General features: G+C 50.9%; 26 protein-coding genes. 13 read left to right on the top strand and 13 right to left on the bottom strand.

Going from position 1 to position 26176, the window contains the following annotated elements; genetic code table 11:
• Window positions 1-77: 77 nt before the first annotated feature.
• Together dcuA and aspA are read right to left on the bottom strand one after the other, a co-directional pair.
• On the bottom strand, window positions 78-1379 hold the full coding sequence (dcuA, locus tag O6D90_RS21400; protein ID WP_016151387.1) for an anaerobic C4-dicarboxylate transporter DcuA: 1302 nt from the start codon (window positions 1377-1379) through the stop codon (window positions 78-80).
• A 115-nt stretch (window positions 1380-1494) separates the two neighbouring features.
• Window positions 1495-2931: an aspartate ammonia-lyase gene (aspA, locus tag O6D90_RS21395; RefSeq protein ID WP_016151388.1), complete on the bottom strand. Its 1437-nt coding sequence runs from the start codon at window positions 2929-2931 to the stop codon at window positions 1495-1497.
• A gap of 338 nt (window positions 2932-3269) precedes the next feature.
• On the opposite strand from aspA, the gene O6D90_RS21390 reads away from it, so the two are divergent.
• Window positions 3270-3746, top strand: coding sequence for an FxsA family protein (locus O6D90_RS21390; protein ID WP_016151389.1), 477 nt, complete (start codon window positions 3270-3272; stop codon window positions 3744-3746).
• Between the two features lie 48 nt (window positions 3747-3794).
• Here O6D90_RS21390 and yjeH read toward each other — a convergent pair whose 3' ends face one another.
• Complete coding sequence (yjeH, locus tag O6D90_RS21385; RefSeq protein ID WP_016155494.1) at window positions 3795-5060, bottom strand: L-methionine/branched-chain amino acid transporter; 1266 nt, start codon at window positions 5058-5060, stop codon at window positions 3795-3797.
• A gap of 275 nt (window positions 5061-5335) precedes the next feature.
• Between yjeH and O6D90_RS21380 the strand changes: the two genes are divergently transcribed.
• From O6D90_RS21380 to O6D90_RS21370, 3 genes are all read left to right on the top strand, one after another.
• Window positions 5336-5629 (top strand): co-chaperone GroES, encoded by a 294-nt coding sequence (locus tag O6D90_RS21380; RefSeq protein WP_000027827.1) that lies wholly within the window; start codon window positions 5336-5338, stop codon window positions 5627-5629.
• Window positions 5630-5672: 43 nt separating this feature from the next.
• Window positions 5673-7319, top strand: coding sequence for a chaperonin GroEL (gene groL, locus O6D90_RS21375; RefSeq protein ID WP_003025464.1), 1647 nt, complete (start codon window positions 5673-5675; stop codon window positions 7317-7319).
• A gap of 251 nt (window positions 7320-7570) precedes the next feature.
• Window positions 7571-7924 (top strand): DUF4156 domain-containing protein, encoded by a 354-nt coding sequence (locus O6D90_RS21370; protein WP_016151391.1) that lies wholly within the window; start codon window positions 7571-7573, stop codon window positions 7922-7924.
• 86 nt (window positions 7925-8010) lie between these two features.
• On the opposite strand, the gene yjeJ is transcribed toward O6D90_RS21370, so the two are convergent.
• Both yjeJ and epmB read right to left on the bottom strand, forming a co-directional pair.
• On the bottom strand, window positions 8011-8874 hold the full coding sequence (yjeJ, locus tag O6D90_RS21365; protein WP_016155495.1) for a YjeJ family protein: 864 nt from the start codon (window positions 8872-8874) through the stop codon (window positions 8011-8013).
• A gap of 183 nt (window positions 8875-9057) precedes the next feature.
• Window positions 9058-10086 carry an EF-P beta-lysylation protein EpmB gene (gene epmB, locus O6D90_RS21360; protein WP_016155496.1) on the bottom strand — a complete coding sequence of 343 codons (1029 nt, stop codon included), beginning with the start codon at window positions 10084-10086 and terminating at the stop codon, window positions 9058-9060.
• A 41-nt stretch (window positions 10087-10127) separates the two neighbouring features.
• Here epmB and efp point away from each other — a divergent pair, with 41 nt between their 5' ends.
• The 3 genes from efp (at window position 10128) to ecnB (ending at window position 11140) form a co-directional block, all read left to right on the top strand.
• Window positions 10128-10694 (top strand): elongation factor P, encoded by a 567-nt coding sequence (efp, locus tag O6D90_RS21355; RefSeq protein WP_003025478.1) that lies wholly within the window; start codon window positions 10128-10130, stop codon window positions 10692-10694.
• Window positions 10695-10751: 57 nt separating this feature from the next.
• Entirely contained in the window at window positions 10752-10886 is a 135-nt protein-coding gene (ecnA, locus tag O6D90_RS21350) for a lipoprotein antitoxin entericidin A (protein ID WP_016151394.1), read from the top strand.
• 107 nt (window positions 10887-10993) lie between these two features.
• On the top strand, window positions 10994-11140 hold the full coding sequence (gene ecnB / locus O6D90_RS21345) for a lipoprotein toxin entericidin B (RefSeq protein WP_016151395.1): 147 nt from the start codon (window positions 10994-10996) through the stop codon (window positions 11138-11140).
• A 30-nt stretch (window positions 11141-11170) separates the two neighbouring features.
• Here ecnB and O6D90_RS21340 read toward each other — a convergent pair whose 3' ends face one another.
• Window positions 11171-11770 (bottom strand): LuxR C-terminal-related transcriptional regulator, encoded by a 600-nt coding sequence (locus tag O6D90_RS21340; RefSeq protein WP_016155497.1) that lies wholly within the window; start codon window positions 11768-11770, stop codon window positions 11171-11173.
• 256 nt (window positions 11771-12026) lie between these two features.
• On the opposite strand from O6D90_RS21340, the gene sugE reads away from it, so the two are divergent.
• On the top strand, window positions 12027-12344 hold the full coding sequence (gene sugE / locus O6D90_RS21335; RefSeq protein ID WP_016151397.1) for a quaternary ammonium compound efflux SMR transporter SugE: 318 nt from the start codon (window positions 12027-12029) through the stop codon (window positions 12342-12344).
• On the opposite strand, the gene O6D90_RS21330 is transcribed toward sugE, so the two are convergent.
• Window positions 12341-12874: a lipocalin family protein gene (locus O6D90_RS21330; RefSeq protein WP_016151398.1), complete on the bottom strand. Its 534-nt coding sequence runs from the start codon at window positions 12872-12874 to the stop codon at window positions 12341-12343. The two genes, sugE and O6D90_RS21330, sit on opposite strands and share 4 nt — an antisense overlap.
• Before the next feature lie 93 nt (window positions 12875-12967).
• Entirely contained in the window at window positions 12968-14113 is a 1146-nt protein-coding gene (locus O6D90_RS21325) for a class C beta-lactamase CMY-101 (RefSeq protein WP_016155498.1), read from the bottom strand.
• A gap of 131 nt (window positions 14114-14244) precedes the next feature.
• Between O6D90_RS21325 and ampR the strand changes: the two genes are divergently transcribed.
• Window positions 14245-15117, top strand: a complete 873-nt coding sequence (ampR, locus tag O6D90_RS21320) for a LysR family transcriptional regulator AmpR (RefSeq protein ID WP_016155499.1) — start codon at window positions 14245-14247, stop codon at window positions 15115-15117.
• A gap of 44 nt (window positions 15118-15161) precedes the next feature.
• Here ampR and frdD read toward each other — a convergent pair whose 3' ends face one another.
• The 4 genes from frdD to frdA are packed head-to-tail and all read right to left on the bottom strand — an operon-like array spanning window position 15162 to window position 18452.
• Window positions 15162-15518: a fumarate reductase subunit FrdD gene (gene frdD, locus O6D90_RS21315; protein WP_003025535.1), complete on the bottom strand. Its 357-nt coding sequence runs from the start codon at window positions 15516-15518 to the stop codon at window positions 15162-15164.
• Between the two features lie 10 nt (window positions 15519-15528).
• The gene (frdC, locus tag O6D90_RS21310; RefSeq protein ID WP_016151401.1) at window positions 15529-15924 is read right to left on the bottom strand and encodes a fumarate reductase subunit FrdC; all 396 of its coding nucleotides are present in this window, start codon (window positions 15922-15924) and stop codon (window positions 15529-15531) included.
• A 10-nt stretch (window positions 15925-15934) separates the two neighbouring features.
• A complete protein-coding gene (frdB, locus tag O6D90_RS21305) occupies window positions 15935-16669 on the bottom strand; it encodes a fumarate reductase iron-sulfur protein (RefSeq protein WP_016155500.1) in 735 nt (244 codons plus the stop codon).
• Window positions 16662-18452, bottom strand: coding sequence for a fumarate reductase (quinol) flavoprotein subunit (gene frdA, locus O6D90_RS21300; protein ID WP_016151402.1), 1791 nt, complete (start codon window positions 18450-18452; stop codon window positions 16662-16664). Before frdA ends, frdB begins: the two co-directional genes overlap by 8 nt.
• A 324-nt stretch (window positions 18453-18776) precedes the next feature.
• Here frdA and epmA point away from each other — a divergent pair, with 324 nt between their 5' ends.
• The 4 genes from epmA (at window position 18777) to O6D90_RS21280 (ending at window position 22801) form a co-directional block, all read left to right on the top strand.
• Window positions 18777-19754, top strand: a complete 978-nt coding sequence (gene epmA / locus O6D90_RS21295; RefSeq protein ID WP_003830517.1) for an elongation factor P--(R)-beta-lysine ligase — start codon at window positions 18777-18779, stop codon at window positions 19752-19754.
• A gap of 214 nt (window positions 19755-19968) precedes the next feature.
• Window positions 19969-21471: a glutamate/gamma-aminobutyrate family transporter YjeM gene (gene yjeM, locus O6D90_RS21290; RefSeq protein WP_016155501.1), complete on the top strand. Its 1503-nt coding sequence runs from the start codon at window positions 19969-19971 to the stop codon at window positions 21469-21471.
• Between the two features lie 407 nt (window positions 21472-21878).
• On the top strand, window positions 21879-22487 hold the full coding sequence (locus tag O6D90_RS21285; protein ID WP_016155502.1) for a hypothetical protein: 609 nt from the start codon (window positions 21879-21881) through the stop codon (window positions 22485-22487).
• On the top strand, window positions 22487-22801 hold the full coding sequence (locus O6D90_RS21280; RefSeq protein ID WP_016155503.1) for a YjeO family protein: 315 nt from the start codon (window positions 22487-22489) through the stop codon (window positions 22799-22801). Before O6D90_RS21285 ends, O6D90_RS21280 begins: the two co-directional genes overlap by 1 nt.
• Before the next feature lie 50 nt (window positions 22802-22851).
• Here O6D90_RS21280 and mscM read toward each other — a convergent pair whose 3' ends face one another.
• A complete protein-coding gene (mscM, locus tag O6D90_RS21275) occupies window positions 22852-26166 on the bottom strand; it encodes a miniconductance mechanosensitive channel MscM (RefSeq protein ID WP_016151404.1) in 3315 nt (1104 codons plus the stop codon).
• Window positions 26167-26176 lie beyond the last annotated feature (10 nt).

Raw genomic sequence — 26176 nt, 5'->3', positions numbered from 1 at the left:
CGAGGGAAGGATGTTAGTTAAAGCGGGATGATGAGGAGGAGGAACTGCAGGGCGCGAAGGCACCCTGCAGTAAAGTCTTACAGCATGAAGCTGCCCAGCAAGAAGCCAAAGCAGACAGCCAAAAGCACGCCCAGAGTACCCGGGATGAAGAACGGATGGTTAAAGACGAATTTACCGATGCGGGTTGTACCGGTGTCATCCATCTGCACCGCCGCAACCAGAGTTGGGTAGGTTGGCAGAATGAACAGGCCAGAAACAGCTGCGAAAGACGCAACAGCAGTCAGTGGGGAAACGTTCAGAGCCAGAGCCATCGGCATCAGTGCTTTAGCGGTTGCAGCCTGAGAGTACAGCAGCGCAGAAGCAAAGAAGAAGATGACAGCCAGCAACCACGGATGACCCTGAATTACGCTACCTGCAGTATCTTTGATCCAGTCAATGTTGTGAGATACGAAGGTATCACCCAGCCATGCAACACCCAGGATACAAATACAGGCGCTCATACCCGCTTTAAAGGTGCTGGAGTTCAGGATGGAGTCAGTTTCAACGCGGCAGACGATCGTAGTCAGCGTCGCGACGCTCAGCATGATGATCAGGATTGCGTTGGTGGTGTTCATCAGCGGTTTAGCGACCAGGCCGAGGCTTGGGCTGTTGATGATGGCGTATACAACTACGCAAATCACGCCCAGCAGGAACAACCAAACGGAGGTTTTCGCGCCAGCTTTGATTTCAACTTGTCTTTCACCACGTAGTTCAACCAAACCTTCTTCCAGACGCTTACGATAAATCGGGTCGTCAGACAGTTTGGAGTTGAACAGCATCGTTACCAGGAAGGACATCACCAGAACGGCCAGCAGAGTGGACGGAATGACCACGGACAGCAGGTGAATGTAGCTGATGCCATGACCTTCCATTACGGAAGACATGTAAACCACGGCTGCGGAGATTGGCGACGCCGTAATCGCAATCTGTGCAGAAACCACTGCGGTAGAGAGCGGACGGCAAGGTTTGATACCTTGTTCCTTCGCGACTTCAGCGATAACCGGCAGAGTTGCCAGAGAGATGTTGCCGGTACCGGCAAAGATAGTCAGGAAATAGGTCACGATTGGTGCAAGGATCGTGATGTATTTCGGGTTTTTACGCAGCAGTTTTTCAGTTTGATGAACCAGATAGTCCAGACCACCGGCAATCTGCATGGCAGAGATGGCAGCGATAACCGCCATGATAATGGAAATAACATCGAAAGGAATATTACCTGGTTTTACGCCAATAGCGGCAAGAACCAGAACACCCAGCCCACCTGCAAATCCAATACCGATACCCCCAAGTCTGGCACCTAAAAAGATTGCCAGCAAAACGATGATAAGTTCTAAAACTATCATATTAGCCTTCCTTGTTGTTTAACAAGTTGATATTAAATTGTTGTTTTTAAGTAACTTCGAGTAAGAAAAAAGGCACGTCATCATGACGTGCCTTCTCCGGTACTACCCTACACGATTACTGTTCGCTTTCATCAGTATAACGTTTTGCTTTATAAGCAGGGTGCATCAGGTTCTGTGCAGAGAAGATATCGTCCAGTTCAGACTCGGTCAACAGACCGCGTTCCAGGACAACTTCACGTACGCTCTTACCGGTTTCGGCACAAATTTTACCGACGATGTCGCCGTTGTGGTGACCGATGAACGGGTTGAGGTAAGTAACGATGCCGATGGAGTTGAATACAAACGCTTCACAGACTTCTTTGTTAGCAGTGATACCACTAACGCATTTTTCCAGCAGGTTGTAGCAAGCATTGCTCAGAATGTGAATGGATTCAAACATTGCCTGGCCAATGACCGGCTCCATTACGTTCAGCTGCAGCTGACCAGCTTCAGATGCCATAGTAACGGTGATGTCGTTACCGATGACTTTAAAGCAAACCTGGTTTACGACTTCTGGAACAACTGGGTTCACTTTTGCTGGCATGATAGAAGAACCAGCCTGCAGTTCCGGCAGGTTGATCTCGTTCAGACCAGCGCGTGGGCCAGAGGAGAGCAAACGCAGGTCGTTACAGATTTTGGACATCTTAACAGCCAGACGTTTCAGTGCGCCGTGAACCATAACGTATGCGCCGCAGTCAGAAGTTGCTTCAATCAGGTCTTCTGCCGGAACACAGGCGAAGCCAGTGACTTCAGCCAGTTTCTGTACTGCCAGCGGGGAGTATTCTTTCGGCGTGTTCAGACCAGTACCGATTGCAGTTGCACCGAGGTTAACTTCCAGCAGCAGCTCAGCGGTACGACTAATGTTTTTCACTTCTTCTTTCAACAGTACGCTGAAAGCATGGAATTCCTGACCGAGGGTCATCGGTACAGCATCCTGCAGCTGGGTACGGCCCATTTTCAGGATGTCCTGGAATTCAACAGCTTTTTGTTCGAAGCCTTCACGCAGCTGGTTCAGGGCATCGATCAGTTTGATGATGGATGCGTATACCGCGATACGGAAGCCAGTTGGGTAAGCGTCGTTGGTAGACTGACATTTGTTAACGTGGTCGTTCGGGTTCAGGTACTGATATTCACCTTTCTGGTGACCCATCAGTTCCAGACCGATATTGGCCAGCACTTCGTTGGTGTTCATGTTGACGGAGGTACCCGCACCACCCTGGTAAACATCTACCGGGAATTGATCCATGCATTTTCCGTTATTCAGGACTTCATCACACGCCGCGATGATGGCATTTGCCACACTCTTAGGAATGGTTTGCAGCTCTTTGTTGGCCATTGCCGCTGCCTTTTTAACCATTACCATACCGCGAACAAATTCAGGAATGTCGCTGATTTTGTTGTTGCTAATGTAGAAGTTTTCAATCGCTCTCAGAGTGTGAACACCGTAGTAGGCGTCCGCTGGAACTTCCCTAGTACCCAACAAGTCTTCTTCGATACGAATGTTGTTTAACATGTGAACCTTCTTTTTCAAGCTGCCAATGATTTGACTAAACACACAGGATATATGTGATTTCGATTGTTTCTCGACCGACGATTATCCCCTGCATCGGTCTGATACTCGAGATCATATGCTGGTTCAGGATTTCTACCGTAATCTGGATCACTTAAAGCGTGGAATTTACCCCTTATTTATTATTCTGTGAAATGGATCACCCCTTTAGGATTAATACTAAAAATAAGTGTACAAGCGACTTGAAATTTTGCTAACCACCTCAACATCTAATTGATGCGAGTCACATAATTCATCGGACAGGCGTTGAAAAAAACGACTGTTATTGACAGGAGAACCCTTTGCGCTGGATACCATTACTTGCCATTTTTCTCTATGTTTACATAGAGATATCTATTTTTATTCAGGTTGCCCATGTCCTGGGTGTCCTGATGACGCTGATTTTGGTTATTTTTACGTCGGTTATCGGTATGTCTCTGGTTCGTAACCAGGGATTTAAAAACTTTTTACTGATGCAACAAAAAATGGCGGCTGGTGAAAGTCCGGCTGCAGAAATGATCAAGAGCGTGTCGCTGATCATTGCTGGTCTGCTGTTGGTACTGCCCGGTTTTTTCACCGATTTCCTCGGTCTTCTTCTTTTATTACCCCCGGTGCAAAAACATCTGACGATGAAACTGCTGCCGCATTTGCGTTTTTCGCGTATGCCGGGCGGTGGTTTTAGCGCCGGAACCGGTGGCGGTGAGACCTTTGATGGCGAATTTCAGCGCAAAGACGACGATCGCAACCGTATTGATCATAAAGACGATCCTCGGGATTAAGCATCAGTATGCGGGCCGGATAAGCGTGAGCACCATCAGGCAAAATGCTTATCTGCCGGATGACGGCGTCAACGTCGCCTTATCCGGCCTGCGGGGTAAAAACAGCCACAGCCCTGCCAGCATAATCAGCGCATACAGGCTCTTCCAGCCAACCATTGCCAACAGCAGCAGACACAGTAGACTGCCAATGACCGCCAGCATGCGATAATGCCCTTTCAGTAATCGACATCCCGCCAGCATGCACAGCAAATAAATCATAATAAAGATGCCGTTAGCATAGACGATTAACGCATCGAGATTGATTTTCAGCATATAGATGCACAACGTACTGATCACGCAGCAGCCCAATACGGCGTTTAGCGCATTGCGCGGAAGGTGACGGGGAGACAGACGCGCCAGATGGCTCTCCGGCTTATATTGCGCTTGCGACCAGACGAGCCGGGCGAAGCTTTGAATATAAATGTTGAGACTGGCAAAACAGGCCAGATAACCAATGATGCAGGCGACCCACAGTGCCTGTACGCCAAATAACTGCACGACGATCTCTGGCAGTGAGGCCGCCGCCGCCATTTGCTCACCGTAGGCGCCAAAATGAAGCACGACGACGGTGCATGCCCAATAAACAGAGCCCGCAAGCAGCAGGCCGATCATCAGCGCGCGCGGGAAATCCCGCTCCGGGTTTTTGAATTCAGATGCCAGATGGGCAAACGCTTCAAGGCCAACAAAACACCAGAACATCACCGACAGCGCGGCGAACAGTCCGGGTAGCTCAATCTCGGTTATCGCAGGGAAGGGGATTTCGCCAGGTTTCACATCGCCTGCCCACCAGATGGCGACAATGAGGGCAACAATCAATCCGGCAATGACCGTTTGCAGATTAGCGCTAGAGCTGGCACCGTGGGAGCCGATATACCAAACCAATGCCAGCGTACCGAGCTCTGCCAACAGAAGCTGTTCGTCATGCCAGCCAAACATTGCCTGACCAAATCCGGCGGCAATATGTAATGCCGCAGGCAAGCCGACGGGAATCACCGACAAAAATAGCCATCCGGTGACGCGCTCCAGGCGTGAGCCAAAGGCCATACCAACAAAATGCGCCACGCCACCCGCGCTGGGAAAATGACGGCCCAGTACGGCAAAGACAATCGCCACGGGAAAGACTAAAACAATCAGCACCGGCCAGGCCCACAGGCTGTTGTTGCCAGCCACCAGCGCGGCTAGCGCAGGGACGGCGAAAACGCCTGTACCTAGCAATGATGTCGACAACAGGCCAATGCCCTGAGCCAGTCCCAGCTCTTGTTTCAGTCCGCTCATAAGTTGTTATCCGGTTATGCCCATTGACCGGGCTACAGCGCAGATTTTTGATGGTATCACAATCGTATTTGCTTATGACGACGTGACTGAAATCGTTATAAAATGTGATGCGCGTCGGCGTTTTGACGGAATTTTCTGCTGATATAAATTTTTTTTCGCTTGCCCCCTTGAAGGTACAAAGCCCCATCCCCATTTCTCTGGTCACTAGCCGGGAAACCGTTCACGGGCCGGCGTCACCCATAACTGATAAAGACTTTCTCAAAGGAGAGCTATCAATGAGTATTCGTCCGTTACATGATCGTGTGATCGTCAAACGTAAAGAAGTTGAATCTAAATCTGCTGGCGGCATCGTACTGACCGGTTCTGCAGCAGGTAAATCAACTCGTGGCGAAATCATCGCTGTCGGTAAGGGCCGCATCCTGGACAACGGTACCGTACAGCCGCTGGACGTTAAAGTCGGCGATATCGTTATTTTCAACGATGGCTACGGTGTTAAATCTGAGAAGATCGACAATGAAGAAGTGTTGATCATGTCTGAAAGTGACATCCTGGCAATTGTTGAAGCCTAATCCGCGAACGACACTGAACATACGAATTTAAGGGAAAGAGAAAATGGCAGCTAAAGACGTAAAATTCGGTAACGACGCTCGTGTGAAAATGCTGCGCGGCGTAAACGTACTGGCAGATGCAGTGAAAGTTACCCTCGGTCCAAAAGGCCGTAACGTAGTTCTGGATAAATCTTTCGGTGCACCGACCATCACTAAAGATGGTGTTTCCGTAGCCCGTGAAATCGAACTGGAAGACAAGTTCGAAAACATGGGGGCGCAGATGGTGAAAGAAGTTGCCTCTAAAGCGAACGACGCTGCAGGCGACGGTACCACCACCGCAACCGTACTGGCGCAGTCCATCATCACTGAAGGTCTGAAAGCCGTTGCTGCGGGCATGAACCCGATGGATCTGAAACGTGGTATCGACAAAGCTGTCGCTGCTGCCGTTGAAGAACTGAAAGCACTGTCCGTACCGTGCTCTGACTCTAAAGCGATTGCTCAGGTTGGTACTATCTCCGCTAACTCCGACGAAACCGTAGGTAAACTGATCGCTGAAGCGATGGACAAAGTCGGTAAAGAAGGCGTGATCACCGTTGAAGACGGTACCGGTCTGCAGGACGAACTGGACGTGGTTGAAGGTATGCAGTTCGACCGTGGTTACCTGTCTCCTTACTTCATCAACAAGCCGGAAACTGGCGCAGTAGAACTGGAAAGCCCGTTCATCCTGCTGGCTGACAAGAAAATCTCCAACATCCGCGAAATGCTGCCGGTGCTGGAAGCAGTAGCAAAAGCCGGTAAACCACTGCTGATCATCGCTGAAGATGTTGAAGGCGAAGCGCTGGCAACTCTGGTTGTTAACACCATGCGCGGTATCGTGAAAGTCGCGGCGGTTAAAGCGCCTGGCTTCGGCGACCGTCGTAAAGCGATGCTGCAGGATATCGCTACCCTGACCGGTGGTACCGTTATCTCTGAAGAGATCGGTATGGAGCTGGAAAAAGCAACTCTGGAAGATCTGGGTCAGGCGAAACGCGTTGTTATCAACAAAGACACCACCACCATCATTGATGGCGTGGGTGACGAAGCTGCAATCCAGGGTCGCGTGACTCAGATTCGTCAGCAGATCGAAGAAGCCACTTCCGACTACGACCGTGAAAAACTGCAGGAGCGCGTAGCGAAACTGGCAGGCGGCGTTGCGGTTATCAAAGTTGGTGCTGCGACTGAAGTTGAAATGAAAGAGAAGAAAGCCCGTGTTGAAGATGCCCTGCACGCGACCCGTGCTGCGGTAGAAGAAGGCGTGGTTGCTGGTGGTGGTGTTGCGCTGATTCGCGTAGCGTCTAAAATTGCCGGTCTGAAAGGTCAGAACGAAGACCAGAACGTAGGTATTAAAGTTGCGCTGCGCGCAATGGAATCTCCGCTGCGTCAAATCGTACTGAACTGCGGCGAAGAGCCGTCTGTAGTGGCTAACACCGTGAAAGCGGGTGACGGTAACTACGGTTACAACGCTGCAACTGAAGAATACGGTAACATGATCGACATGGGTATCCTGGATCCAACCAAAGTAACGCGTTCAGCTCTGCAGTACGCGGCTTCTGTTGCGGGTCTGATGATCACCACCGAGTGCATGGTTACTGACCTGCCGAAAGGCGATGCGCCTGACTTAGGTGCTGCTGGTGGTATGGGCGGCATGGGTGGAATGGGCGGCATGATGTAATTTAATCTTCATACTTCAAGCCGCAGGTTCATTGGCTGCGTTCGTTTACCCCAGTCACTTACTCATGTAAGCACTGGGGGATTCAGAACCTGCCGCCTGCCTGCAACTTGAATTATTTGATTAAATACGTATCTCGCGAAAAATGAGAAACCCTCGGGCAGAAATGTCCGGGGGTTTTTCTTTTGGTCATCTTTTTAGTATATGATTCAGCTACGGACATAACGTCCAGCTCATTGATTATGGGGAATGACATGCACGTGAAATATTTAGCAGGGATCGTTGGTGCCGCGCTACTGATGGCGGGTTGTAGCTCCAGCAACGAACTGAGTTCAGCCGGGCAAAGCGTACGCTTCGTCGAAGAGAAGCCTGGCGCAGAGTGTCAACTGATTGGCACTGCAACCGGTACGCAAAGCAACTGGCTTTCTGGCCAGCACGGCGAAGAGGGTGGCTCTATGCGTGGCGCAGCAAACGATCTGCGTAACCAGGCTGCGGCAATGGGTGGTAACGTGATTTATGGCGTCAGCAGCCCATCACAGGGAATGCTGTCCAGCTTTGTTCCTACTGCCAGTGAAATGACTGGGCAGGTTTATAAGTGCCCAAATTGATAAATGCTGTTGATGCCTGATGGCGACGCTACAACGTCTTATCAGGCCTACGATACAAATTCGTCGGCCTGATAAGCGCAGAAACATCAGGCATTTTGAGCGTTATGAACAGACTGAGCGCGTAAATGATGCAGCGCGCGCAGGCACTGATCCTGATTGAGCTTTTGCGCCTTATCACCCGTCAACGTTCTGACAAACACTTGGCACGGTACACCAGCAAGCTTTTTCAGCCGTGGGCTGAAATCGAGAAGACGGCGAGTAATGGCTTCGGCCTCTTTGCTGCCGGAAGGGGCGCGAGTTTTTACTACCGAACCACAGAACTGGGCTTTTCCTTGATCATCTGTATAGCGGTAAATAATCGCCAGATAATGATGAAACAGGCTTTGTTTCCATTCGGGGTGCGTATAAGAGTCGTATTCCAGATTGTCGTTTTCTTGGCAATCAACATCGTACAGCGGCAGGAAATCCAGCAGCGATGTAATTCGTAGCGCTAATTCCCGCATGCCAGCATTATTTATTGCATGAATAACAGCATGGACCAGCACCCGAATCTGTAGTTCATTAACCAGTAATTCACACGTTTGTCCATCATGCAGTGTCAGAGAAAATGTTAAGTTTTCGCCTTTGTCATCCACTAACATCAGCGAATTTATGCGACGATTAATGTCGGCATTTTTTAGCTCATCTTCCTGAATCAAAGGAATATTTTCGTGCATCTTTTTGCTGACTTTATCGCATTCCTTCTCATATTGCGCATGCTCGTCTTCGCTAAGCTGATGTTTGGCGGATAGCCTGCTTTCCAGGGCGATCAGCAGATCTCTTAGCCCAAGCGGAGAAAGAAAAAATAACGACGTTTTATTCCTTGGTTCTTTTATCTTTAATGCTAAAGCAATAAATTCATTATTTTGACGAATAACACCGGTATTAATGCCCTTAATACTTATAACCATAAAAGGTTCTCCCTAACCATATATTTATTAATATTATGAATTTGGTTCTAATGATACAAATTATGAATTAATGATTTTATAGCGCTAATTAAAATAGCACAGATTAAAAGCGTGGCTCCACTTGTGAGGATTTAAATAATAAGTAATCGTGGTGAGTGTCCGGAATCGGACACTCAATAATGGTTATTGTTGGCGTAGTTGCAGATCCAATGGCGTTTTACTTGGCTCACCGCCAATTTCACGCGCCAGTTTGGGAACCATATAGCCGGAAACCAACGTCAGCAGTTCACGCATAATGTGACGTGCCTCATCGTCGCTGACCATAAAGTGGGCGGCACCTTGCACTTTGTCCAGTACGTGCAGGTAATAGGGCATCACCCCCGCATCAAACAGGGCGTTGCTCAGGTTCGCCAGCGTTTGTGCGTTATCGTTCACGCCACGCAGCAAAACGCTTTGGTTGAGTAGCGTGACGCCAGCGGTACGCAGTCGGACCATCGCCTGGTGAAACGCCTCATCGACCTCATTGGCGTGGTTAATGTGGTTGACCAGCAGAACCTGCAGGGAGGAACGCGCAAAGCGCTGGGCCAGTCCTTCAGTAATGCGCGCGGGGATCACAATCGGCAAACGGCTGTGAATGCGCAAACGCTTAATGTGCGGGATGGCTTCCAGTTGCGTGAGTAACCAGTCCAGTTCATGGTCCTTGGCCATTAGCGGATCACCACCGGAGAAGATAATTTCATCCAGCTCAGGATGCGCGCTAATGTAGTCCAGGGCGACCTGCCAGTTGCGCTTATTGCCCTGGTTTTCGGCATACGGGAAGTGTCGGCGGAAGCAATAGCGGCAATTTACCGCGCAACCGCCTTTAACCAACAACAGCGCCCGGTTGCGATATTTATGCAGCAAACCGGGGACCACGCTGTGCTGTTCTTCCAGCGGATCGGTCGAGTAGCCAGGTGCAGCAACAAACTCTTCCTGGGAAGTAAGTACCTGACGCAAAAGCGGATCGTCCGGATTGCCTTTTTCCATACGAGCAATAAAGGCGCGCGGTACGCGCAGGGCGAAAAGTCGTCTCGCGTCGCGTCCGGCCAACAGTTTTTCATCTGCGTCTATATTCAAAAGATGCAGAAGTTCATCAGGATCGGTCACAACATCGGCAAGTTGCGATAACCAATCTTCTCTGGATGGGGTATTTAGGGTTACAATATGCGCCATTTTGTGGCTTAGCTACCAGTTAACAATTTTCAGAGGGCCTTATGGCAACGTACTATAGCAACGATTTTCGTGCTGGTCTTAAAATCATGTTGGACGGCGAACCTTATGCGGTTGAAGCCAGCGAATTCGTTAAACCAGGTAAAGGCCAGGCATTTGCGCGCGTTAAGCTGCGTCGCCTGCTGACCGGTACTCGCGTAGAGAAAACCTTCAAGTCTACCGATTCCGCTGAAGGCGCAGACGTAGCCGACATGAACCTGACCTTCCTGTATAGCGACGGTGAGTTCTGGCACTTTATGAATAACACCACTTTCGAACAGCTGGCTGCAGACGAGAAAGCGGTAGGCGATAACGCTAAATGGCTGCTGGACCAGGCTGAATGCATCGTGACCCTGTGGAACGGTCAGCCGATCTCCGTGACTCCGCCAAACTTCGTTGAGCTGGAAGTCGTTGAAACTGACCCAGGTCTGAAAGGCGATACCGCTGGTACTGGCGGCAAACCGGCTACTCTGTCTACTGGCGCAGTCGTTAAAGTTCCGCTGTTCGTACAGATCGGTGAAGTGATCAAAGTGGATACTCGCTCCGGCGAATACGTTTCTCGCGTAAAATAAGATATCTATTTGATCTTATGGCGCAGGTTGCTGCGCCATACTTTTTCCAGGGCAGGAATGATGAAACGTCTTCTCAGTCTTGTAATGCTCATCCTTTTCACCAGCACTCTCCTGGCGGGGTGTAATACCGCGCGCGGCTTCGGTGAAGACATCAAACATCTTGGCAATTCAATCTCTCACGCCGCCAGCTAACACTCTCTCATAGTCTTAAAAACGGTTGTTTATCCATCACACTTGCGGATCTTGTCTATTATTAATGAGCTATACACAAACAATATTGGCTAGAAAAGGAAGACGTTATGGTTAAAAAGACAATTGCTGCGATCTTTTCTGTGTTGGTTCTTTCTTCAGTGTTGACTGCGTGCAATACCACGAAAGGTGTTGGGCAGGATATCTCTGAGGGCGGTAGCGCAATCTCTGGTGCAGCGACAAAAGCTCAACAATAATCATGAACGGTACGACGTCACGTCGTACCGTTAATTCCCCTTCCCGGGGAGTGAGAGAAACGGCGAGAAGCGGTTCCCCATGTGCAGTTTCATGCGGATATTCCGTTTATAGGTGTAGACCGTCTTGCCATGAATGCTGAGTGCGGCGGCTATCGCATTGTTACTCACACCATCCATCCACATCGACAATACTTTCTCCTCCTGCGGCGTAAGCAGCGGAGTCGCGTTTTCGGCTATTTCTAACGTGGGACGAAGCTGTAGCGCCTCCTGAATCGTGTGTGAGAGCGCGTTCAACGTGGTGTGCTTGGTTAAGACCGAATGGGCGACGGATTGAGAGGAAGCAATTGAGGCGTGCTGTCTTTCAACTGATTGCAGTAAAATCAGCGGGATGACGCCGCAGCTCATGAAAAAGGGTTTAATTGGCGGACTGGTATGCGTCTCGCTAATAAAACTGTATAAATCCGCGATCACCAGATGCGGCTTCCACTGCAAAATATGCTCTTTTGCTAACAGGAGATTATTGATCCCTGACACAAGAAATGAGGAGCTGAACCTGCCAGAATGATTAAGCAAGGCCTCAATCCCTGTACGGGTAAAGTGGCACCGATCAATCACTAAAATTTTAAGCATAACCTTTTCGCATTCAGAAGAGAGGCAATCGACTTTCCGGATTCAGAAAGCCCTTCATCATAGAGAACTCCGATGAGTGCCAAATGCGGGAACTACGCCGCTAATTATGCTTAATTCTTGCTTTTAGCGGGCAGCGAATAAAAAGGTTGAAATTCATTTTCTCTCGGGCAAAAATGCCATTTCACACATCAGCTTTGCAGGACGACCTGCAAACGCTTCTTTCACCGGGGACGGCCCCATTGTTCTGGAGCCTGATATGTCCTGGATCGTTTTATTAATTGCAGGTCTGCTCGAAGTTGTCTGGGCGATTGGCCTGAAATATACCCACGGTTTTACGCGTTTGACGCCAAGCATTATCACTATTGTGGCAATGATCGTCAGTATCGCCATGCTCTCCTGGGCAATGCGTACGTTGCCTGTAGGAACCGCCTATGCCGTATGGACCGGTATCGGCGCAGTCGGGGCGGCCATTACAGGGATTCTGCTGCTGGGTGAATCTGCCAGCCCGGCGCGGTTACTGAGCCTCGGGCTGATTGTGGCCGGTATTATTGGCCTCAAGCTGAGCACCCACTAAGCGCCAGGCTGTTTTACCCAAATCAGCTTATTCACCTCAAACCCTTCCCGGGTCGCGATGGCCAGCATTTGCTGTTTCATTTCATCTGAAATAGTAGGGGTCCGTGAAAGGATCCACAGGTAGTCGCGATCCGGCCCGCAAACCAGCGCGTGACGATATTCCCTGTCGAGGGCAATCACGTTATACCCGCCATAGAAGGGGCCAAAAAACGAGACCTTGAGCGCAGCGCGGTTTGGGTCGCCAGTGAAGTAGGCTTTCCCCTCCGTTTTCTGCCACATTCCTCTGTCCGGGTTATAGCCCTTGTTAATAACATTGATACCGCCGTCGTCGCGCAGGCTGTAGGTAGCAGTCACTTTTTCCAGTCCGCGCTCGAATCGATGGTCGAAACGCGCAATTTCATACCAGGTGCCCAGATAGCGTGTGGCATCAAAGTTATTTACTACGGTAACACCTTTCGGTGGTGTTGGGGTGCTGCAAGCGACAACCAGAAATGCAGCCGTAACTGCAGCAACGACGGGCAGAATGCGCATGGGATTTTCCTTGCTGGATTTTTGTTAAGTGTAGATGACAGCAGGAAAAAAAGAGAAAGAAAGGAAGCCCAATATCCAGGGCCTCCTTGTCCGTTACTGCAGTTTTTCAAGAATGCGCCAGGCGGCCTCGACGCGAACAGGGTTTGGGTAGCTCTTGTTTGCCAGCATCACGATGCCAAGGTTTTTTTCTGGAACGAAAGCAACGTAGCTGCCGAATCCGCCAGTGGAGCCCGTTTTATGCACCCATGAGGCTTTCACGGCAGGCGCGGGCGGGTTTACCTCAACGGCAGGAAGCGCTGCCAGTGCCACTTTGCTGTCGCTACCGCTAATTATCGAGTCGGCTTTCACCGGCCAGTTCAGCATCTCCCAACCCAGGCCCTGGTACATATCGCCAATACGCCAGTAACGTGACTGCGCAAGCTCGATGCCCTGCTGGAGCGTTTTCTCCTGAACCTGGCTGGCGTCCATGTTGGCCTGAACCCAACGGGTCATATCGATAACGCTCGATTTCACCCCGTATGCTTCGGCATCAAGTTGGCCAGGGGATACATGCACTGGCTTTCCTTCGCGATAACCCCAGGCATAATCTTTTTGTTCGCTCTGCGGAACCGTAATCCAGGTATGCGCCAGTTTTAAGGGGTGCAGGACGCGTTTGGTCATCGCCTCTTCGTAGCTCATGCCTGAGGGTTTCACCGCCAGGGCGCCAAACAGACCAATGCTGGAGTTAGCATAAAGACGTTTAGCGCCTGGGGCCCATTGCGGCTGCCAGTTTTGATAAAAGCGTAGTAACGCGGCTTTATCCGTAACGTCGTCCGGAACCTGAAGCGGCAGGCCGCCTGCCGTGTAGGTGGCTAAGTGCAGCAGGCTGATACCCTGCCACTGCTTACCAGTCAGTTCAGGCCAGTAATGCGTGACCGGATCGCTGAGCTTAATTTCGCCGCGGGCGATAGCATCGCCGCCCAGCACGCCGTTGAACGTTTTACTGACCGATCCGAGTTCAAACAGCGTTTGTTGCGTGACTGGACGGTTATTGGCGATATCGGCTTTACCCCAGGTAAAGTAATAAGGTTTCCCCTGATAGATAATCGCAACGGCCATACCCGGAATAGCCTGCTCCTGCATCAGCGGTGTGATGGTGCGGTTAACGATATCGGCAATTTGTTGTTCTGTTTTTGCGGCGGCAAACGTGGAGAACGAAGCTGTCAGCAGCAGCGCGCAGCATATCGATTTTTTCATCATGAAATCAGTTCCGTAATTAAAAGCGAAAGGGTGTCCGGGCCCGTCAGACGTAATCAGTGTGTTTGATTTGCACCGTGTTGACAAACGGTTAAATTTAGCAGCAGATATAAGTTTTTCTAACAGGCCAGATAATGACGCGTAGCTATATCCCTCTTAACTCGCTGCGGGCTTTTGAAGCAGCGGCCAGACATCTCAGCTTTACCCGCGCTGCAATTGAGCTCAACGTGACGCATTCTGCAATAAGCCAACATGTGAAAGCGCTGGAGCAACAGCTGAATTGTCAGCTTTTTGTGCGTGGTTCTCGAGGGTTAATGTTGACGACTGAAGGGGAAAGTCTGTTACCTGTACTTAATGACTCTTTCGATCGTATGGCGGGGATGCTGGATCGTTTTGCCACTAAACAGACTCAGGAAAAACTAAAAATTGGCGTGGTGGGGACCTTTGCGGTCGGCTGTCTTTTCCCTCTGTTGAGCGACTTTAAGCGCCACTGTCCGCATATTGATTTGCATATCTCCACCCACAATAACCGTGTGGATCCCGCCGCCGAAGGGCTGGATTATACTATTCGCTACGGAGGAGGAGCCTGGCACGATACCGATGCGCAATATTTGTGTAGCGCGCTGATGTCTCCGCTGTGTTCACCGACATTGGCCTCGCAGATTAAAGCACCTGTGGACATCCTGAAATTTCCGTTATTACGATCGTATCGGCGTGATGAATGGACGCTTTGGATGCAGGCCGCCGGAGAAGCGCCTCCGTCACCGACGCACAACGTGGTGGTGTTTGACTCGTCCGTCTCAATGCTGGAAGCCGCGCAGGCGGGGATTGGTGTGGCAATTGCACCGGTAAGAATGTTCACGCATTTGCTCAGTAGTGAACGTATCGTGCAGCCTTTTCTAACGCAGATTGATCTGGGGAGTTACTGGATAACGCGTTTACAATCTCGTCCGGAGACGCCCGCGATGCGTGAGTTTTCCCGCTGGTTGACCGGGATGCTGCACTAATAAAAAGGCCCGCCATTGGCGGGCCTGATAATTAACGCATGCGATTAGATGGTCAGGATCCCAATAGCCGTTACAACGGTCAGGATAGCTGCCAGTCCGTAGAATACCCATTTGCCCGCAGGCACGTGGATTTTCAGGTCATGCATCGCGTGGTGCATACGGTGTAAACCACACCACAGCGGCAGAACGATCATCAGGAACAGAAACGCACGTCCGATGAAGCTCTGAGCGAATGCCAGTACGCGTTCATAGCTGAAAGCATCAGGAACAAAGCCCAGCGGCAGCATAATGCCGACCAGCAGGATCATCACCGGCGCAATGATTGCGCTCCACATACCGCCTGCACCAAACAGGCCCCAGAATACGGGTTCGTCAGAGCGTTTTGGATTTGGATTAATCATTCCGGACTCCTTACCAGAACAGGGCAACAAACAGTATTACTACTGTCGCAACCACAGTAACTGCCCAGAGACCTTTGATGATCGGCTCTGGCCCCATTTTTTCGTCTTTTACGATGATGTTGGCAGCTTTTGGCGCCAGCTCAAACCAGGTTTTGGTATGCAGCAGCGCTGCTGCCAGGGCGATAATATTCAGGATCACCACCACCGGGTTTTGCAAAAAGGCGACAAAGCCCATCCAGGACTCTGCACCATGCTTGAGTGCAAACAGGCCGATAATCAGTTCAATGCTGAACCAGACTGCCGGAACCGCCGTGCCTTCGCGCAGCATGTAAAAACGATAAAATGGCAGCTTTTTCCACCAGGTGGACGTCATTGGTCGCACATAGGGTTTGCGTTTAGTCGTCATCGTGCACTCCTTAGCGTGGTTTCAGGGTAGCGATAAGAAAGTCTTTTGAACTTTCAACTTTACCCTGCTGAATGGCCGCAGCCGGATCGACGTGTTTCGGGCAGACTTCGGAGCAGTAGCCCACAAAAGTACAGGACCAGACGCCGTTCGGGCTGTTCAACTGAGCCATACGCTCCTTCTTACCGTGGTCGCGGCTATCTTCGTTGTAACGATGCGCCAGCGTAATCGCAGCCGGTCCAATGAACTCTGGGTTCAGGCCGAACTGCGGGCACGCGGCGTAGCACAGACCACAGTTGATGCAACCGGAGAACTGATGATACTTCGCCATCTGCGCCGGAGTCTGGGTGTTTGGACCCTGATCCGGTGTACGCGGGTTACCGATGATGTACGGTTTGATCGCTTCCAGGCTTTCGATAAAGTGCGTCATGTCGACGACCAGATCGCGCTCAATCGGGAAGTTGCCCAGCGCTTCAACCTTCATGCCGCTGGTGTAATCACGCAGGAAGGTTTTGCACGCCAGTTTAGGTACATTGTTGACCATCATGCCGCAGGAGCCGCAGATCGCCATACGGCAGGACCAGCGGTAGCTCAGGTCCGGTGCCAGGTTATCCTTGATGTAGCCCAGCGCATCCAGCAGTGACGTGGTTTCATCATAAGGAACTTCGTAGAAAGCACTGTGCGGCGCGGTATCGGTTTCCGGGTTATAGCGCACCACCTCAACTTTCAGGTTTTTCATCTCAGCCATTCGCCTTCTCCTTCTTATCGGCTGCTTCCGCTTCGCCACCGTAAACACGTTTAGCCGGTGGCAGAGTGGTGATTTTCACGTCGCTGTATTCCAGGCGAGTCGTGCCGTCAGCATCGCGGAAGGCGAGGGTGTGTTTGAGGAAGTTCACATCGTCACGCTCGGTGCAGCCTTCATCCAGACGCTGATGCGCGCCGCGGGATTCTTTACGCGCCAGAGCAGAGTGCGCCATACATTCAGCAACGTTCAGACCGTGACCCAGTTCGATGGTGTACAGCAGGTCGGTGTTGAAGACGCTGGAGGTATCAGTGATACGTACGCGCTTGAAGCGTTCCTGCAGCTCCGCCAGTTTATCAACGGTTTTCTGCATGAGTTCCGGTGTACGGTAGATACCGCAACCTTCTTCCATGGACAGGCCCATTTCGTCACGGATCTTAGACCAGTTTTCGTTACCTTCCTGGTTAACCAGATCTTTCAGACGTTTTTCAACGCCAGCAACCTGCGCATCGAGCGCGGCACTGTTTGCAGCGCCAGCCGTTGCAGCACGTTCTGCAGCCTGTTCACCGGCCATACGACCGAAGACCACGAGTTCCGCCAGGGAGTTAGAACCCAGACGGTTAGCGCCATGCAGACCAACAGAGGAACATTCGCCCACAGCGAACAGACCTTTAATGCGGGTTTCACAGTGCTGATCGGTTTCGATACCGCCCATGGTGTAGTGCGCGGTAGGACGTACCGGGATCGGCTCTTTAACCGGATCGACACCCACGTAGGCTTTCGCCAGTTCGCAGATGAACGGTAAACGTTCGAGCAGTTTTTTCTCGCCGAGGTGACGGAGGTCGAGGTGAACCACATCGCCACGCGGGGTGGAAATGGTGTTGCCTTTACGCCATTCGTGCCAGAAAGCCTGAGAAACTTTGTCGCGCGGACCGAGTTCCATGTATTTGTTTTTCGGTTCGCCCAGCGGGGTTTCCGGACCCATGCCGTAATCTTGCAGATAACGGTAGCCGTTTTTGTTGACCAGGATACCGCCTTCACCACGGCAGCCTTCGGTCATCAGGATACCAGAGCCTGGCAGACCCGTCGGGTGATACTGAACGAATTCCATATCACGCAGCGGAACGCCATGGCTCAGCGCCATGCCCATACCGTCGCCAGTTACGATGCCGCCGTTGGTGTTGTAACGGTAAACACGACCTGCGCCGCCCGTTGCCATCACAACAGCATTAGCACGGATCTGCATCAGCGTGCCTTCCATCATGTTCATGGCAACCAGGCCGCGAGCATGGCCATCATCAACCAGGATATCCAGAACGAAGTGTTCGTCAAAGCGCTGAATCTGCGGGAACTGCAAAGATGTTTGGAACAGCGTATGCAACATGTGGAAGCCGGTTTTATCCGCGGCAAACCAGGTACGCTCGATTTTCATACCGCCGAAGCGACGTACGTTGACGCTACCGTCTTCACGGCGGCTCCATGGGCAGCCCCATTGTTCCAGTTGCGTCATTTCAGTTGGGCAGTGGTGGACAAAGTAATCCACGACATCCTGCTCACACAGCCAGTCTCCGCCTGCTACCGTATCGTGAAAATGGTAGTCAAAGCTGTCATGATCCTGCGCGACAGCAGCAGAGCCGCCTTCGGCAGCAACGGTATGGCTGCGCATTGGGTACACTTTTGAGATCAGTGCGATTTTAGCGTTGGGATTTGCTTGTGCGGCAGCAATTGCAGCACGTAATCCCGCGCCACCGGCGCCTATAATGGCAAGATCGGCTTGAAAGGTTTGCACGACATTCCTCCAGATTGTTGTTATTTCATTCCTGCCTGAAATCAGATGCTTCATCGGCTTCAAACAGGTTATGAACGCGTTTCCACTGCTCCTTTATAGGTACAATAGTATAGTCTCAGGGATGTGCGGGAAATTTGACGTGTTCGATTTTTTTAGCGTGTCAAAGGGGGGAATTATCATTGAATTTGATTAATTTAATTACTAAACCACCCCATGTCGCTTTTTTTATCCAATTGCCAGTGTGGATTATTGGCGCGCGAAATTTGTCTCGTTAACGCGATACGAGTAGACTTCGTGCCCTTGTCTTAAATCGGAGAAACAACCATGAGCGAAACGGCAACCTGGCAGCCGAGCGCGTCCATCCCCAATCTGTTAAAACGTGCAGCAATTATAGCGGAGATTCGCCGCTTTTTTGCCGATCGTGGCGTGCTTGAGGTTGAGACCCCTTGTATGAGTCAGGCAACGGTAACGGACATCCATCTGTTCCCGTTCGAAACGCGTTTCGTCGGCCCTGGACACTCCCAGGGAATGAATCTCTATTTAATGACCAGCCCGGAATACCATATGAAGCGCCTGCTGGTGGCAGGATGCGGCCCGGTGTATCAACTGTGCCGCAGCTTCCGTAATGAAGAGATGGGGCGTCATCATAACCCTGAATTCACCATGCTCGAGTGGTATCGTCCGCACTACGATATGTATCGCCTGATGAATGAAGTGGATGATTTGCTCCAGCAGGTGCTGGACTGCTCACCTGCGGAAAGTCTCTCTTACCAGCAAGCCTTCCAGCGCCATCTGGAGATAGACCCGCTGTCTGCAGATAAAACCCAACTGCGGGAAGTGGCGGCGAAATTGGATCTCAGTAATATCGCCGATACCGAAGAAGACCGGGACACCTTACTGCAGTTGCTGTTTACGATGGGCGTTGAGCCGCATATTGGCAAAGACAAACCGACGTTTGTGTATCATTTCCCGGCCAGCCAGGCATCACTGGCGCAAATCAGTACCGAAGATCACCGCGTGGCTGAACGTTTCGAGGTTTACTACAAAGGTATTGAGCTGGCGAATGGTTTCCATGAATTGACCGACGCGCGCGAACAGCAGCAGCGGTTTGAACAGGATAACCGCAAACGTGCCGCGCGTGGCTTGCCGCAGCAGCCGATCGACACCAACCTGCTTGAAGCGTTAAAAGTGGGTATGCCGGATTGCTCTGGTGTGGCGCTGGGCGTTGACCGTCTGGTGATGCTGGCGTTGGGCGCAGAGAGCCTGGCCGAGGTTATCGCATTTACCGTCGATCGCGCGTAACGCACTCTCATTCAATACAAAGTGGCGGTGAAATAGCCACTTTGTAGCATATTTTTTCATTTACCCTCTAATAGCCACAATTTACTCCTGGATATTTGATATCGTTCAGGTATCAATTCTGTGTTGATTTTTCTATCGCTGAACTCTGAAAAGAGGGCAGTGCCAACCGGTGAGTGGCGTTTGTTAAACGCTTGCCAGAGTAAGGGATGGTTTAATGACCCAAACAATAAAAAAGATGAGCCTAATAGGTCTCATCCTCATGATATTTACGTCTGTTTTCGGTTTTGCGAATAGCCCCTCCGCATTCTATCTAATGGGGTATAGCGCGATTCCGTGGTATATATTTTCTGCATTATTATTCTTTATCCCATTTGCTTTAATGATGGCGGAAATGGGGGCTGCCTATCGGAAAGAAGAGGGCGGAATCTATTCGTGGATGAATAATAGCGTTGGGCCACGCTATGCGTTTATCGGCACGTTTATGTGGTTTTCTTCCTATGTGATATGGATGGTAAGTACCGCAGCGAAAGTCTGGGTACCTTTTTCAACCTTCTTATTTGGCGCAGACATGACGCAGCACTGGCGTTTTGCGGGGCTTGAGCCTACGCAGGTCGTCGGGTTGCTCGCCGTCGGTTGGATGATTCTGGTAACCTGCGTGGCCTCCCGGGGTATTAATAAGATTGCTCGTATTACGGCTGTAGGCGGAATTGCCGTAATGTGTCTTAATTTAGTTCTGTTGTTAGTGAGTGTCGCTATTTTGTTATTAACTGGTGGTCACTTTGCGCAGGATATTAATTTCATCTCCTCGCCTAATCCGGGATATCAGTCCGGTCTGGCCATGTTGTCATTTGTTGTGTTTGCTATTTTTGCTTACGGCGGAATAGAAGCCGTGGGTGGATTAGTTGATAAAACAGAGAAGCCAGAAAAGAACTTTGCGAAAGGCATTGTCTTTGCCGCGATTGTCATTTCTGTCGGTTATTCACTGGCCATATTTTTATGGGGCGTTAGCACCAACTGGCAGCAAGTATTAAGCAATAGCTCGGTCAACCTCGGCAATATAACGTATATCCTGATGAAAAGCCTCGGGATGACGTTAGGTAACGCGCTGCATCTTTCTCCTGAAACCGCGATGACGACGGGGGTGTGGTTCGCGCGTATCACCGGGCTTTCTATGTTTCTCGCTTATACCGGCGCTTTTTTCACGCTCAGCTATTCGCCACTGAAAGCGATTATTCAGGGAACGCCGAAGGCGCTGTGGCCAGCGCCGATGACCAAACTGAATGCCGTGGGGATGCCGACGACGGCAATGTGGTTGCAGTGCCTGCTGGTGAGCCTGTTTATCCTGCTGGTTTCGTTTGGCGGCGATACGGCTTCAGCGTTCTATAACAAACTGACGCTGATGGCGAACGTCTCGATGACGCTGCCGTATCTGTTCCTCGCGCTGGCGTTTCCGTTCTTTAAAGCCCGTACGGGCCTGGAAAGACCGTTTGTTGTCTTTAAAACCCGAGCGGCGACGTTACTGGCCACATCGGTGGTTGTGCTGGTGGTGACGTTTGCCAATGTGTTCACCATCATCCAGCCGGTGATTGAAGCAGGGGACTGGAACAGCGCATTGTGGATGACCGGAGGCCCGATCTTCTTCTCGCTGTTGGCAATGGCGATTTATCAGAACTACAGCCGTCGTATGGTGAAACTCCCCCGGTGGGTGACAGACTAAGGAAAGATAAATATTGAATTTCCGCAAAGCCCGATAGGGATACCGTTCGGGCTTTGTTCGTAATAAATCATTTTTATAATTTATCAAAATGAAATTCGTGTGTATATCTATGATATATTTATTATGACAATCATCTTGGGGTGATATTGTATAATTGGAAATGATTGCTGCTATGAATTTATTTTAAAAAATATAACTTCTGATTTTTCCTTTTATGCTTGTGATGTCTGTCTCATTACTGGTTGAGAATCATGGCTATTGTTAGGTCAATGTTTACATTGCCTTGGTGATTAAATTTTTATGATGATCAGCTCTCCGCCATTTTGTGAGATAGACGAATATGGTTTCCTCATTGGAACGGGTTGGATTTTTTCCGTTGGTATGCCCTGCCTACCAATTGGCGTTTTATGACTGGGAAATCATATCTTTGGTATTATAAAACGGCTTGGTTAATTCACCATAGAACTATTATAAAACAATGTGCTTATGAAGCAAGAGTCCCAGAATTACTCCTTGCAGGTGTTGCTGTCGCAGAAGTTGGCGGAACTCCAGAGAGATTTAAAGGTGTTGGTGTTCTGCAATTTAGACAGGTAATTGAAGAAGTATTGGGAAAGAGCAGCAATGAATGGTCGAATGCTACATCTGTCGGTTCAGTTGCTATCCAGATAGGCGTTGCAGCAAGAACAATAGGTATTCACCCAGATAAACTGACTCATTTTCAGCAATTCCGCTTGTCGCAGTGTTTGCTTGATAACCACTTTAATATTCGGGTTGTAGCATTCCATTTACGCGATCTTATTTTATATGACAATCCAGATTCTGATACTATGTACTTGACAGATGAACAAATAATATTGGCTGGTTCTAGATATAATCGTGGAACCATGAGAAATAAAAAGGATATTATCCAATCTATTAGTGAACAACCCGGTTTTCCGGATCGTGAGTATAGTGAATATGGTCGTCGAATTATAGAAAAGAAAGATGCAATACTTAAAATTATGCGAGGCGGCTAATGAGTTGGAAGTCTTTTACATTGAATTTCATCTGGGGCATAGTTAGCATTATATTGATAATTATGTTTTCAACTCAGGACAAGGAATGGTTTATTGACGGCAGGGGAATCAATAATGTCTGTGATGTCATGGATTATATTGAGGACGACGATGTTCGTTCTGTGGGCATAATCTTAACACTACCTCTGTTTATTCCTTTTATCTATGCGATCGTATGGAGAAGACAGCGCGGTATCTGGCAATATTCTGTCATGGCGGCTCTCCTGCTTTTTTGGTTATGGCGTTTTAACATTAGATATCAATTATGCTGGTAAATAAGACGCTGGGTAGTGTAAGCACACCTCACGTCTTATTGTGGCATGACTTACAAACTCCCCGCCGGGCGACTGCTTCTGCCCGCAGAACTTAAGGTTCTTCCCGTTTGCTTACCGCCGAGGCTCTCCAGACGCATCTGGAACGGTGGGAACGGCATATCGATACCGTGCTCGCGGAAGCCTGCCAGAATCAGCTGGTGGATTTCGTGGCGCAGCGGCATACGATGCCCCATCTCAGCGGCATAAATACGCAGTTCGAAGATTTGAATCCCTTGCTGCAGGTCAACCAGGAAGACTTCTGGCGCCGGGTTATCGATAACCAGCGAGCAGCGTTGTGCGGCAGTAAGCAGGATCTGCGTAACCTCCTCGCTGTTAGCCTCCGACGGTGCCGGGATGGTTAATACCACACGGGTGACCGAATCCGATAACGACCAGTTGATAAACTGCTCGGTGATAAAGGCTTTGTTGGGCACGATGATCTCTTTGCGGTCCCAGTCGCTGATGGTCGTGGCGCGGGTATTAATTTTCGTCACGCTACCGGTAAGATCGCGAATCGTCACTGTGTCGCCAATGCGGATTGGTTTTTCAAAGAGGATAATCAGGCCGGAAATAAAGTTGGCGAAGATCTCCTGCAAACCAAAGCCCAGACCGACACCGAGAGCCGCTACCAGCCATTGCAGTTTGGACCACTCAATACCGATCATTGAGAAGCCCACCAGACCGCCAATCAGCATCAGCAGGTACTTGGTGATGGTGGTGATGGCGTAACCGGTGCCGGGGGTTAAATCGAGATGTTGCAGCAGCGCCAGCTCCAGCAGCGCGGGCAGGTTGCGCACTAACTGGGTAGTGATGATAAACACCAGGATTGCGATAAGCACTGCACCCAGCGTTATCGGCTCTAAACTTTCCACACCCTGCACCGTGGAGGTGACATCCCATAACGAGATATTTTCCAGGAAGCCGAAAGCGGAATGAATTTCTGACCACAGCACAATGACCGAGAGCAGGGCGATAAGCATCAGGATAGAGCGCACCAGGCGCAGTGATTGCGCGCTGATAGCATCCAGATCCACTTCGCTTTCATCAACATCAATCGTGCCTTCAAGGCTGGTGGAATGCGCTGGTTCTTCTTCACCCCGTGCGCGCTGCGCCAGCATTTCGGCACGTCGATGCTTGGCGCGGTCAAACGCCAGCCGGCGGCGCTGGATCAGCATCCAGCGGCGGATAACGTGATACACCACCAGTAACAAGAACCAGATAGCTACGGACGTTTCCAGACGCGCCAGTAAAGCTTGCGACGTGGCGAGATAGCCCACTGCCGCAGCGAGAATGGCAATTAGCGGTGCGCCCATCAGCATATTCCACAGCATGCTGTTGACCATGTTATCGCTGTTGCCTTCTTTATCGAGGTACAGCGGTATTCCGGCGCGTTTCAGGCTCAGGGTCACGACCGCCAGCGCACCGCAAATCAGAATAAAGCACAGACGCCCCAGTGAGGCGGAGAATTCCCGGTCATTGAGATTATCAAACATAATCACCGCCATGATCAGCGGCACAATCAGCCCGATACTCATCAGGTAATAGTGCATGGCTTTCGCGACGCGGTTACGCGGCCAGCCAAAGTGGGCAATGAACAGACCGTTGGGGCGCGCAAAGGTGGCGCAAATCATTACTGCCCACAGCATGGGCACCGTGGCGGTAACGCCATCGCCGATAGCGACAGCTAATGGATAAGGCCAGGCTTCCTGCAATCCGTAACCGAGCGTTGCCCACAGCACCGGCAACGGAGAAGCGACGAGTATCGACCAGAACACCGTGCGTATCGTCAGCCAGAAGTGATCCTGGGTGACTTTTCCGACCCGCGCAGATGAACGCTCCAGAAAACGGGTGAAGTGTTTGCGCGAAGAGAGGCTAAAGCCAACCAGCACCAATGCCGCGAAAAGCGGCAGCAGCGTTTCTTTGCTGGTCAGCATCATGATGCTGGCTTTGCCCAACTGATTAAACGTATCTAATGAGATCAGACGCCGCAGATCCTGGACGATGTCGACAGGCCAGGAGAGGGAGATGGGGCTAACGTCCGAGGTCCAGAACAGATAGCGGTGCGTTGCTTCGTTGACCTCTTTTAGCGCATCTTCCAGTTGGCTGTTAGAGACTTTGAGCTTGGTCAGCTCAAGGATCAGCGTATCGCCGCCCTGTAACAAAGAGTTCAGCAGCTCACGCTGGGTGCGTAACTGGGCGTTGAGAATGCTGCTCTGTTCAGCGGTCAGCGGTTGTCCATCGGCCTGATGAATCTGACGCAACTGCGGCTGTTTGTTGAGGAGATCCTCATAGCGCATACGGTGCACGCGAAGCTGCGCCATTTCGGTATCCAACTGCTGAGGCTTGGGCATTTCCGGTAAACGGGATACCTGCGCGCGCAGCGCTTCTCCCAGCATATTTGAGACCCCAAGCCACTGAGACTGCTCTCGCAGCGTATTCAATGCCTGGCGCACCTGCAGCGTTTGGCTGGCGGCTTGACGCTGTTGCGAGGCTACCAGGTCCATACGTTGCGCCTGCTGGTTTAATGCCTGAGACAGTTCGCGGTTAACCTTGAACTGGTCGACAATACCTTCCGGCAGTCCCGCGCTGTTTTCCGCCAACAGTTCGGTGCTTTCCAGCGCTCGCTCTGCCTCACGCTGACGTTGACTGTTGAGCTGGTTGCGCAAAGCCTGCAGGTAAGTATCGAGCTGCTGGCTCTGTTTTTCCGCCAGCTCTGAGCGCATACGCGCCAGCTCCTGGCGGTTATTAGCGGAAAGCTGCGCCAGCTCCAGTTCATCGACCAGGGCTTTGAGTTTGGCGGATTCAGCCTGCATCGCCTGATTCTGCGCGGGATTAGAGTTGGCGGTACCAATACGTCGCTCAAGCTCATTTAGCTGGCGGCGGGCATCGGTTTGCTGTTGAGGAAGCTGGCTTAACGAGTCTGCGATTTCCCGGGCGCGATCCTGCTCCTGCTGGGCCTGACGACTCTTTTCCAACAGTTGGCTGCTGACCTGGAGGATCTCCTGGTTTAACGCATCGGTGGTGAGTCCGGTTGGCACATTGCGCGGTTCGTCGCGCAGGTTGCTAAGCTGCGCGCGTAATGTTGCGGACAGCTTGGGGAAGTTATCAATAACCTGCTGATATTGCTGGGCACGCTCGAGAGAACCTTTACGCTCCTCGAGGGCATTCAGCGCGGACTGGAGAGCCTCAACGGTTTCTGGCTGAGCAGGTTTCGCCGCTTTTGCCTGCTCCAGTTCCTGGGTGAGTTGTTTGGCATCGGGGGCCGTCGCAGCGTACGCCCCCAGGCTGAGGCACCAGGCCATCAGAAAAGTGATAATCAGGCGCACAGCAGCGATT

Source organism: Citrobacter sp. 21OH12SH02A-Citro (assembly GCF_027919895.1).
GTDB classification, from domain to species: Bacteria; Pseudomonadota; Gammaproteobacteria; order Enterobacterales; family Enterobacteriaceae; genus Citrobacter; species Citrobacter braakii.
This window is presented reverse-complemented; position numbering and strand designations above follow the sequence as displayed.